9 protein-coding genes are annotated in these 10,238 nt (G+C 72.3%); 4 read left to right on the top strand and 5 right to left on the bottom strand.

The genetic code is table 11. The features are described 5' to 3' along the window. The first annotated feature begins 205 nt into the window (after positions 1–205). Positions 206–1,987: a hypothetical protein gene (locus ACIRSS_RS36900; protein WP_400903487.1), complete on the top strand. Its 1,782-nt coding sequence runs from the start codon at positions 206–208 to the stop codon at positions 1,985–1,987. Here ACIRSS_RS36900 and ACIRSS_RS36895 read toward each other — a convergent pair. Further along, entirely contained in the window at positions 1,984–3,108 is a 1,125-nt protein-coding gene (locus ACIRSS_RS36895; protein WP_400903485.1) for an FAD-dependent oxidoreductase, read from the bottom strand. The genes ACIRSS_RS36900 and ACIRSS_RS36895 overlap by 4 nt on opposite strands. A 94-nt stretch (positions 3,109–3,202) precedes the next feature. After that, positions 3,203–4,525, bottom strand: a complete 1,323-nt coding sequence (locus ACIRSS_RS36890; RefSeq protein WP_400903483.1) for a PLP-dependent aminotransferase family protein — start codon at positions 4,523–4,525, stop codon at positions 3,203–3,205. Between the two features lie 68 nt (positions 4,526–4,593). On the opposite strand from ACIRSS_RS36890, the gene ACIRSS_RS36885 reads away from it, so the two are divergent. Then, positions 4,594–5,250, top strand: coding sequence for an O-methyltransferase (locus tag ACIRSS_RS36885; RefSeq protein ID WP_400903481.1), 657 nt, complete (start codon positions 4,594–4,596; stop codon positions 5,248–5,250). Between the two features lies 1 nt (position 5,251). Here ACIRSS_RS36885 and ACIRSS_RS36880 read toward each other — a convergent pair whose 3' ends face one another. Further along, positions 5,252–7,165, bottom strand: coding sequence for a transglycosylase domain-containing protein (locus tag ACIRSS_RS36880; protein ID WP_400903479.1), 1,914 nt, complete (start codon positions 7,163–7,165; stop codon positions 5,252–5,254). Between the two features lie 209 nt (positions 7,166–7,374). Here ACIRSS_RS36880 and ACIRSS_RS36875 point away from each other — a divergent pair, with 209 nt between their 5' ends. Beyond that, the gene (locus ACIRSS_RS36875) at positions 7,375–7,581 is read left to right on the top strand and encodes a hypothetical protein (RefSeq protein ID WP_400903477.1); all 207 of its coding nucleotides are present in this window, start codon (positions 7,375–7,377) and stop codon (positions 7,579–7,581) included. 207 nt (positions 7,582–7,788) lie between these two features. Here ACIRSS_RS36875 and ACIRSS_RS36870 read toward each other — a convergent pair whose 3' ends face one another. Continuing rightward, positions 7,789–8,508, bottom strand: coding sequence for a FadR/GntR family transcriptional regulator (locus ACIRSS_RS36870; protein WP_167379835.1), 720 nt, complete (start codon positions 8,506–8,508; stop codon positions 7,789–7,791). Positions 8,509–8,624: 116 nt separating this feature from the next. Between ACIRSS_RS36870 and ACIRSS_RS36865 the strand changes: the two genes are divergently transcribed. Further along, entirely contained in the window at positions 8,625–8,855 is a 231-nt protein-coding gene (locus ACIRSS_RS36865) for a hypothetical protein (protein ID WP_400903475.1), read from the top strand. A 9-nt stretch (positions 8,856–8,864) separates the two neighbouring features. Here the strand turns inward: ACIRSS_RS36865 and ACIRSS_RS36860 are convergent, their stop codons facing one another. Continuing rightward, the gene (locus tag ACIRSS_RS36860; RefSeq protein ID WP_400903474.1) at positions 8,865–10,232 is read right to left on the bottom strand and encodes an L-serine ammonia-lyase; all 1,368 of its coding nucleotides are present in this window, start codon (positions 10,230–10,232) and stop codon (positions 8,865–8,867) included. Positions 10,233–10,238 lie beyond the last annotated feature (6 nt).

Here is a 10,238-nt window from a genome sequence, read left to right as displayed (position 1 = left end):
CGCCGGGGGGGCGGGCGCGGCGGGCCCCCCCCCGCGCCCCCCCCCCCGGCGTAGGGCGTAGACCACCAAATCTATATAACACCGCCCCCCCCCCCCCCCCGACCCGGGGGACCGCGGTCGCCCGGTGGTGCTGTCCATGCCGGTGCCGGGCCCGGCCGCTACCATCGCTTTCCGGGCGTGATCGGGGAGCGGAAGGCGGGCAGGCGTGGACGTGGCGAGTCCTGCGCGCACCGCCGCCCCGGAACCCGCGCCCGTGAAAGCCCGCCGGCCGCTGCTGCGCTGGGGCGTCCACGCCGGCTGGGTCCTCGTGCTCGCGCTCGCCACCGAACTGCGCGTCGGCCGCTTCGGGTTCCACCCCTCCGACCAGGGCTTCATCCTCGCCCAGGCCTGGCGCGTCCTCCACGGCGAAGTCCCGCACGCCGACATCATCTCCGCGCGCCCGCTCGGGTCCGCCGTGCTGCACGTCGCCGACTTCGCGCTGCCGATGCCGCTGTTCTTCGGGTCCAGCTTCCTCTCGATGATCGAGATCATCGTCGCCACCATTGCCTTCGCCGCGCTCGTCACGCGCCGCCGCGTCCTCGAGTGGGGTCCGGGCATGACGGCGATGGTCGCGGCGGCGTCGCTGATCAACCTCAACGCCTTCCCGCTGATGGCCTGGCACACCGTCGACGGCATCGCGCTCACCGCGTGCGGTGCCTGGGCCCTCGACACCGGGCTCGGCAAGAACCACGCGCTCGCCCGCCGCGGCGGGCTCGCGCTGCTCGGCTGCGCGGTGTTCGTCAAGCAGAGCTTCGTGCTGGCCGCGGTGATCGGGGTGGTGTGGCTGCTGCTGCACCCGGCCACCCGGACGGGCGGCCGGCGCGTGCTCCGGTTCGTCCTCGACCTCCTCGCGCTCGGCGCGCCCGGGCTGCTGTACGTCGCCTGGGTCAGCCTCGGCGGCGGCTTCGCCGAGATGGTCGAGCAGCTGACCGGCGGTGTCCCCGCGTACGGCGAACGCCTGCTCGGGCTCTGGCTGGAAGATCCCGAAGCGCTGACCCGGGCGCCCGTGCGGGAGCTGGCCTTCTTCGCCGCGATCGCCGTCGTGCTGCTGGCCGTGCGGCTGCCGGGTGACCGGCTCGGCGCGGCCGGGCGGATCGCGTCCTGGGTGCTGGTGCTCGCCGGGGCGGCGGCGATCGTCTGGACGGTCGTCGACGGCCGGTTCACCGGCTCCTCGCGCTGGGCGGACGTCCTGTGGTGGATCGTCGCGGTGAGCGTGCCGGTCAACGCGGCCGTGACGCGCAAGGTGCCCTGGGCCGGGCTGCTCGTGCTCGCCACCGGGTTCATGACCAGCCTGTCCTGGGGCAACGACACGCCGACGCTGCTCACCGGCACCCTCGCCCTCACGGCGTTGCTGCTGCTGAGCCACGTCGTCCCGCCGCGGCCGCGGCTGGCCCGCCGCTGGGTGACCGCGACGGCGGGCCTGACCGCGGTGGCGGTGTGCGGCTGGGTCGTCGTCGCCCGCCACGACCAGGCCGCCTACCTCGACCTCGGCCACGACCGGCTGACCGCCGACCTCGGCGACGTCACCCCGGCGATGGCCGGCATCCGCACCAACCCCTCGACGCACACGTTCGTCCGGCAGATCCGCGAGTGCCTGGACCGCTTCCCGGCCGCGAAGACGGCGATCCTGCCGGACAGCCCGTTCGCCTACCCCGCGTTCGGCCTGCGCAACCCGTTCCCGCTCGAATGGCCGCTGCCGCTGGAGATCGTCGGCGACGCGCCCGAGCGCATGCTCGCGACCGCGGACGAGCTGAACCGCGAAGGCGGCTACCTGGTGCTGTTCGAGACGGACTCGATCCGGCAGCTCGCGACGGGCGGCCCGGTGCCGGAGTCGATCCCGGTCGACACGCCGGTGTTCGACTACCTCGGCCTGGAGAAGGCGATCCAGGCCCGGCTCACGGGCCGCGCCGTCACGTGCGGCAGCTTCGTGGGCAAGTACGCGCCCTAGTCCCGCTCGCCCCGCACCAGCTCGAGCAGGCTCTCCGGGACGTCGTCGCCGAACAGGCTCTCGAGGAGGACGGCGTCGTCGACGGGCGTCGCGCTGCGGACGAACATCGCCTCCTCGTAATGCGCGATGGCCGCTTCGACGTCGCCCGGGTGCGCCGCGAGGGCCTGGCCGAGCTCCGCGCCGTCGAGCATGGCCAGGTTGGCGCCTTCGCCGTTCGGCGGCGCGAGGTGCGCGGCGTCGCCGACGAGGGTCACGCCCGGGACGCGGTCCCAGCGGAGCCCCACCGGCAGCGTGTAGTGCGGGCGCAGGACCGGGTCGGTGTCGCCGTCGGTGATCAGCGCCGTCAATTCCGGGGCCCAGCCGTCGAATTCTTCGGCGATCCGCGCGGTGGCCGCGGCGGGATCGGTGAAGTCGATGGCCTCGAACCACTCCAGCGGCCGGGACAGCGACACGTAGGTGTGCACGGTCTCGCCGCTTTCGCGGTGGGCGTTGATCCCGTCGTCGGGTGAGCCGCCGTGGGCGACCATCGACCCGCTGCCGACCGCCACCGCGGTGGCCGGGTGCTTCGTCTCGACGTCGAACAGGTAGGTCTCGACGAACGCCGTGCCCTCGTACTCCGGCGTGGCGCCGGTGAGCAGCGGCCGGACCTTCGACCACGCGCCGTCGGCGCCGACCAGCAGGCTCGCGACGGCCGTCGAGCCGTCGGCGAAGGTCAGTTCGTGACCGCCGTCGTCGAGTGTGCGGACGCCACTGAGCTTGTGTCCCCATCGGACAGTGCCCGCGGGGAGCGCGTCGAGCAGCATCCGCCGCAGTTCGCCGCGCTGGACCTCGGGCCGGCCGCCGGTGCCGTCGTCGACCTTCTCGTACACCAGGTTCCCGTCCCGGTCGAGGATCCGCATCGCCTGGCGGCCGTCCAGGACGAGACCGCGGAACTCGGCCACCAGGCCGGCGGCTTCGACGGCGAGCTGCCCGTTGTAGTCGTGGATGTCGAGCATCCCGCCCTGCATCCGGGCCATCGGGGAGTCCTCGGCTTCGTAGACGGTGACGGGGATGCCGTGGACGTGCAGGACCCGGGCCAGGGTGAGGCCGCCGAGGCCGGCGCCGACGATCGTGACGGTCATGGTGCTCCTTCGGTTCGTGGTGCGGCAACCGAAGAGTGGCGCGGCGCTCTGGTGCGGCCCGCACACCGCACTGGCACGCGGCTGGCACCCGCTGTCAGTCGGCCAGCAGGTCGTCGGGACTGCCGTTCGCCAGCGTCGCCAGGACGTCGAGCGCGGCTTCCAGGGTCGGCACCGGCGGCGCCGACACCGCGAGCCGGACGGCGTTCGGCGCGTGGCCCGGCAGGACCGCGAACGCCGCGGCCGGCAGCAGCGCGATGCCGCGCCGGGCGGCCGCCGCGACGAACGTCTCCGCACGCCACTGCTCGGGCAGTTCCCACCAGCGGTGGTAGGACGCGGCATCGCCGCGCAGGCCCGGCAGCTTCTCCTGCACGACCACGGCCCGGGCGGCGGCGTCCCGGCGTTTCGCGGCTTCGACTTCGGCGAGGGTGCCGGTCATGACCCACCGCGTCGCCGCTTCGACGGCGAAGCGCGACGCGGCCCACGCGCCCGACCGCACCGACGACGCCAGCCGCGCGGTCCACGCGGGCGGCGTCACCAGGAAGCCCGCCGTCAGACCGGGGGCGACGCGCTTGGACAGGCTGTCGACGAACACCGTCCGCTCCGGGGCGTACGCGGCGAACGGCCGGACGTCGTCGCGCAGGAACGTGTAGATGCCGTCCTCGATCACCGGCAGGTCCAGCCGCGCGACGACGGCGGCCAGCTCTTCGCGGCGCTTCGGCGGCATGGTCGTGCCGAGCGGGTTGTGCAGCGTCGGCTGGACGTACAGCGCGCGGACCGGCCCGGCCGCGGCCAGCGCGTCCGGCACCAGCCCGTGCTCGTCGGTCTCGATCGGCACCAGCTCGACGCCGAGGCGGGCGGCGAGGCCCTTCACCACCGGGTAGGTCAGCGACTCGACCGCGAGCCGTTCCCCCACCGGCACGAACGCGGCGACCGCGGCCGCGATGGCCTGGCGTCCGGTGCCGGTGAAGAGGATGTTCGCCCGGTCCGGCCGCCAGTCGCCGCGGGTGAGCAGCGTCGCCGCGGCCTGCCGGGCCGACGGCGTGCCCGCGGCGCCGATCGGGTGCAGGGCGGCGGTGAGGACGTCGTCGCGAAGCAGGGGTTGCAGCGCCTGGGCGAGCTTCGCGGATTCCCCGGGCAGGACGGCGAAGTTGAGCTCGAGGTCGACGCGCGCGTCCCCGGGTTCGGCGAGCGCGGGTTCGGGCGGCGGTTTCGCAGCCCGCACGAACGTGCCACGCCCGACCTCGCCGACGGCCAGGCCCCGCCGGACGAGCTCGCCGTAGACGCGGGCGGCGGTCGAGCCGGCGATCCCGCGTTGCCGCGCGAAACGGCGTTGCGGCGGGAGGCGGTCGCCGGGCCGGAGGCGGCCGGCTTCGATGTCCGCGGCGAGGGCGTCCGCGACGACGCGGTAGTCGTCCATGTCCACCTTCCCGCCTTCGAGCACTCCTCAGCATGATCGCAGCCCGCTAAGTTGGCGGTGGAGGTGCCATGACCGACAAGATCTGGGCCGAAGTCGACGACTACCTCACCGGGGCGCTGCTCCCGGCCGACCCGGTGCTCGACGACGCGCTCGCGGACTCGGCCGCCGCCGGGTTGCCGCGCATCGCCGTCGCCCCCAACCAGGGCAAGCTGCTGAACCTGCTGGCCCGGCAGGCCGGGGCCCGCTCGATCCTGGAGATCGGCACGCTCGGCGGGTACAGCACGATCTGGCTGGCCCGCGCGCTCCCGGCCGGCGGCAAGCTGGTGACCTGCGAATACGAACCGCGGCACGCCGAAGTGGCCAGGGCCAACCTCGCGCGGGCCGGCTTCGGCGAGGACGTCGTCGACATCCGCGTCGGCGCCGCGCTCGACACGCTGCCGACGCTGACCGGGCCGTTCGACTTCATCTTCGTCGACGCGGACAAGAACAACCTCGCGAACTACGTGCGCGCCTCGCTGGAGCTGTCGCGGCCAGGCACGACGATCGTCGTCGACAACGTCGTCCGGCAGGGCCGGGTGACCGACGCGACGAGCACCGACCCGGACATCATCGGCGCGCGGGAGATGTTCGACGTCCTCGCCGCCGAACCGCGGCTGGACGCGACCGCCGTGCAGACCGTGGGCGCCAAGGGGCACGACGGGTTCGTGCTGGCCCTGGTCCGCTGACTCAGCGCGGCGGCCGCACCACCGGCGGCGGGCCCCCGGCGACCGGCCGGGCCGGCTGCCCTTGGGACGCCGTCGCCGTGTACGCGCGCCAGATGTCCGCCGGGACGACGTCGCCGGTGAGCTTCTCGCCGTTGGCGTCCTTCAACCGGCGTTCGTCGTCGGAGCCGATCCACACCGCGGTCGCCAGCCGCGGGGTGTAGCCGACGGCCCAGGCGTCCTGGTTGCCCTGGCCGCTGTGGTGCTCGGCCTCGCCGGTGCGCAGCGCGGCGCCGCTGCCGTCGGTGAGGGTGCCGGTGACGTCCCGGGCGATGCGGCGGCTCTCGTCGCCGTCATCGTCGAACGCGGGCACCGCGGTGTCGGTGTGCTCCCAGACGACCGCGCCGCTCTCGTCCCGCACCTTCGCCACCAGGTGCGGGGTGGTGCGGCGGCCGTCGGCGGCGAACGTCGCGTAGGCGCCCGCCAGGTCGAGCGGCCGCAGCGGGTACCGGCCGATCGCGATGCCCGGCCCGATGAGGAAGCCGTCCTTCTCGCGCATCGTCGGCGTGCCGTCGACGGTCTCGGGGATGCCCGCCTGCCGCGCGGTCTCGCTCAGCGCGTCCGGCCCGAGCTTCTTCGCCAGCGCGATGAACGTCCCTTGGGCGTGCGCCTGCATCGCCGTGCGCGGTGTGCACTTCAGGCCGCAGATCTCCGGGTACTTGAACTTCTCGCCGAGGAACTCCTGCTCTTCGGGCGCCGCGACCGGCGCGTCCGGGCCGTAGCCGCGGCGCAGGGCGGCGGCGAGCGTGAACGGGTAGAACGCCGAGCCCGCCGCGTGCGGGGTGCTCGCGTAGTCGCGGACGCCCTGGTCGCCGCCCTGGTAGGCGCGGACGGCGCCGGTCTTCGGGTCGACGGAGACGACCGCGCCGCGGAACTCCTTCGGCTCGCCCTTCAGCCTGTCCTGCAACGTCTTCTTCGCGGCGTCCTGCAGGCCGCGGTCCAGCGTCGTCTCGACGGTCAGGTCGCCCTGCTGGAGCCGCCCGAGCGGGAAGCCGTCCTGTTCCAGTTCGGCGAGGACCTGCTGCTTGACGTGGTATTCGTCGTAGCCGATCCGCCCGGCCCGGGTCTCGGACGGCGACTGGATTTCGGCACCCGGGTAGGCCATGGGCTCGCCGGGCGGCACGTACCCGCGGCTCTTGAGCTTGTCCCGGACGTACTCCCAGCGCCGCGCGGCGTGCGCGTCGCCGGAGGCGGCCGGGTCGTGCACCGACGGCGACTGGATCATCCCGGCGAGGAAGGCGGCTTCGCTCCACGTCATCGAGTCGTCGAGCTTCTTGCCGAAGTAGGCGTTCATCGCCGCGGCGGGGCCGAACGTGCCGCGGCCGAAGGAGATGATGTTGACGTAGCTTTCGAAGATCTGTTCCTTGCTCTGCTCCTGGGTGATCTTCGTGGACAGGACGAGCTCCGCGAACTTGCGGCCGATCGTCGCGTCGTCGTCGCCGGTGGACTTCTTGATGTACTGCTGGGTGATCCCGGACCCGCCGCCGACGCCGGTGAGGAACGCGCGGCCGATGCCGGTCGGGTCGAAGCCCTGGTTGTCCCAGAAGGTCGGGTCCTCGGTGGCGATGATGGCGTCACGCAGCTTCGCGGGCACCTGCGAGTAGGGCACGAAGGTCCGGTCCCCGTCGGCGGGGACGACCTTGAGCAGCGGCGAGCCGTCGGAGTAGGTGAGCACGACGGTCTTGTCCAGCCCGGCGAGGACCTCTTGCGGGCTGCGGACGTCGAGCACGAGGTAGGCGACCCAGAAGGCGATCAGCGGAACACCGACGAGCGTGCCTGCGGTCCAATAGGCGATCCGCCGGAGGCGGCGCCATCGACGGCGGCGCGGGGTGTCCGGCTTCTCCGGGGTTTCGGCTTCGTCCTCGGTCGGCAAGGTCACGAATGGATGACGGCCGGACGGGTGAAGAGGTTCTGTGGAGAACTACCGAGGGTTGTTCGAATCCTGTCAAGACGGGTTCACGAGAGGAACCCATCCCGGCCTCGCGCCACACCCGAAGACTCCGAACTCGACCTTGACGCCCAGAGGAAGTTACGAGTCACTGTCGGAGGGCGCCCTCTGGTCCTTGATCGAGAAACCTGCTGACCGCGATGCGCAACGTCGATCCTGAGACGATCCGCGAGCATCTCGTCGAGATCGGTCGCACCGTCTTTCCACCCAAGCAAGTGCTCGCCGTCGTGACCGGCTGGGAGCGGACCAGTTTTACGACCATGGAGGCACAGCGCGTCCTGACCAAGGTCGGCTTTGTCTGCCGTCGCGCTGGACAGGCCGCGGACGGGCGTGGTGGCCGGCTTTGACAGACCGAACCCGAAATCTCGCTCGACGAGAGGGTTGCCAGTCTGGAGACAGCACTCACCGTGGCCAATGAAGCGATCGCCGGACTATCCGCCCGAGTAGCCGAACTCGAACGAAAGAACTGAACTCCAGAGGCACCCGCAACAACGAACACCGAATACTCGCGGCCGGGCCGGCCGTCGGACAGCCACGTTCGTCACAAGACTCGGTCAGGAGAGGAACGCGCGCAGGAGGGACGCCGTGCCTTCGATGTGCTCGGCCATCGCCTGGCGGGCGGCCGGCGCGTCGCCGGCCAGGATCGCGTCGACGATCGCCTCGTGCTGGGCGTTCGAGTGCTCGAGGTTGGGCGGCAGCAGCGGGATGCGGTCGAGCAGCTGGTTGACGCGGGTGCGGGCGTCGGCCATCGCCGTGGTCAGGGAGCCGGACGCCGTCACCTCCGCGATCGCCAGGTGCAGGCGGGAGTCCTTGCGGCGGTAGTCGTCGAGGTCCGCGCCGGCGGCTTCGGCGAGCGTGCCGGTGAGGTGGCGGCGGTCGGCCGGGCTCAGCGACCGGGCGGCGGCCATCTCCGCCGCGCCCGTCTCGAGGACGTACCGGAGGCACAACGCGTCCTCCAGGCCGACGGCGTCGATCTTGCCGTCGGGTGCCGGCGGTCCGGGCAGCGTGTCGTTCACGAAAGTGCCGCCATAACGGCCTCGCCGTGACTCCACGTAACCGGCGTCGGAGAGGGCGCGGATGGCTTCGCGCAGCGTCACGCGGCTGACCCCGAGGCGCTCGGCCAGCTCGCGTTCCGACGGCAGCCGCTCCCCCGCGCCGACCACGCCCAGGCGGATGGCCTGCAGCAGCCGCTCGACGGTTTCCTCGAAGGCGTTGCCCGCGCGGACCGGCCGGAACAGCGCTTCACCGGCATTCACCACCGAGGTCGGTTCCATCCCGCGAGTTTAGGCCGCAGTGGCACCTTCGGAGTGGCCAGACCCGGTCGCTGTCGGTGACACTGGGGTTCGCGGTGCGGAAAACCGGTGGAACCGGACGGCCACGGTCGGCGACGATGGCACCACCGACACCGAACATCGACGCAGGGGGCGATCCGGTGCACTTCCTGATGGCGGAAGACCTGGTCCACGAACGGGAGGACGAGCTGCGCCACGGCGTGCGCAACCACCCGCCGAGCCGGGAGCTGCCGAGCCGCAGCCCGGGAACGCGGAAACAGCAGCTGGGCTGGCGCCTGGTCGAGGTGGGACTGCGGCTGGCGGTGGAGCCGGAGGACCGCCGGAACTGAGCCGCCGCGTCAGCACTCGATGACGTTCACCGCCAAGCCGCCGCGGGCGGTTTCCTTGTACTTCACGCTCATGTCCGCGCCCGTCTCGCGCATCGTCTTGATCGCCTTGTCCAGCGTCACCACGTGGCTTCCGTCGCCGCGCATCGCCATGCGCGCGGCGTGGATCGCCTTCGACGCTCCCACCGCGTTGCGCTCGATGCACGGGATCTGGACCAGGCCGCCGACCGGATCACAGGTGAGTCCGAGGTGGTGCTCCACCCCGATCTCCGCCGCGTTCTCCACCTGGGCCGGCGTGCCGCCCAGCACCTCCGTCAGCCCGGCCGCCGCCATCGCCGACGCCGAACCCACTTCGCCCTGGCAGCCGACCTCGGCGCCCGAGATCGAGCCCGTCTGCTTGAGGATCGAGCCGATCGCGCCCGCCGTGAGCAGGAACGTCACGATCCCGTCGTCGGTCGAGTGCCGGATGAACCGCTGGTAGTAGTGCAGGACCGCCGGGATGATGCCGGCCGCGCCGTTGGTCGGGGCCGTGACCACACGCCCGCCCGCGGCGTTCTCCTCGTTGACCGCGAGGGCGTACAGGCTCACCCAGTCCATCGCGTACAGCGGGTCGTCCGCGCCGTCTTCGGCGAGCAGCTTCTCGTGCAGCGAACGCGCGCGCCGCGGCACCTTCAGGCCACCCGGCAAGACGCCTTCGTGGGTACAGCCGTTGCGGACGCACTCCGCCATGACCGCCCAGATCGCCAGCAGCCCGTCCCGGACCTCCTCGCGCGAACGCCAGGACAGCTCGTTCGCCAGCATGATCTCGCTGATCGGCTTGCCGGTGGACGCGCAGTGCCCGAGCAGGTCCGCGCCGGTGCGGAACGGGTACGGCACCGGCGTCGAGTCTTCGACGAACACCGTGTCCGTCTCGTACGACTCGTCGCGGACGAACCCGCCGCCGACCGAGTAGTACGTGCGCTCGCGCAGCAGCGAGCCCGACGCGTCGAACGCGCGGAAGACCATGCCGTTGGGGTGCGCGGGCAAGGACTTGCGGCGGTGCATGGTGAGGTCGGTGTCCTCGTCGAACGCGATCTCGTGCGTGCCGCCCAGGAGCAGCCGGCCCGATTCGCGGATGGCCGAGATGCGCACCGGCACGGTGTCCGTGTCGATCTCTTCGGGACGCTCGCCCGACAGCCCGAGCAGGACGGCTTTGTCGCTGCCGTGGCCGAACCCGGTCGCGCCGAGCGAGCCGAACAGCTCGGCCTGGACGCGGGACACCGAGGCGAGGTCGTCGCCGAGTCCGTCCACAAAGGTCAGTGCCGCTCGCATCGGCCCGACGGTGTGGGAGCTCGACGGGCCGATGCCGATGGAAAACAGGTCGAAGACGCTGATCGCCATTGATCC

The organism is Amycolatopsis sp. NPDC101161, from assembly GCF_044768185.1.
GTDB lineage: Bacteria > Actinomycetota > Actinomycetes > Mycobacteriales > Pseudonocardiaceae > Amycolatopsis.
The sequence above is the reverse complement of the archived record's forward strand: the minus strand, read 5'-3'. Positions and strand labels throughout refer to the sequence as shown.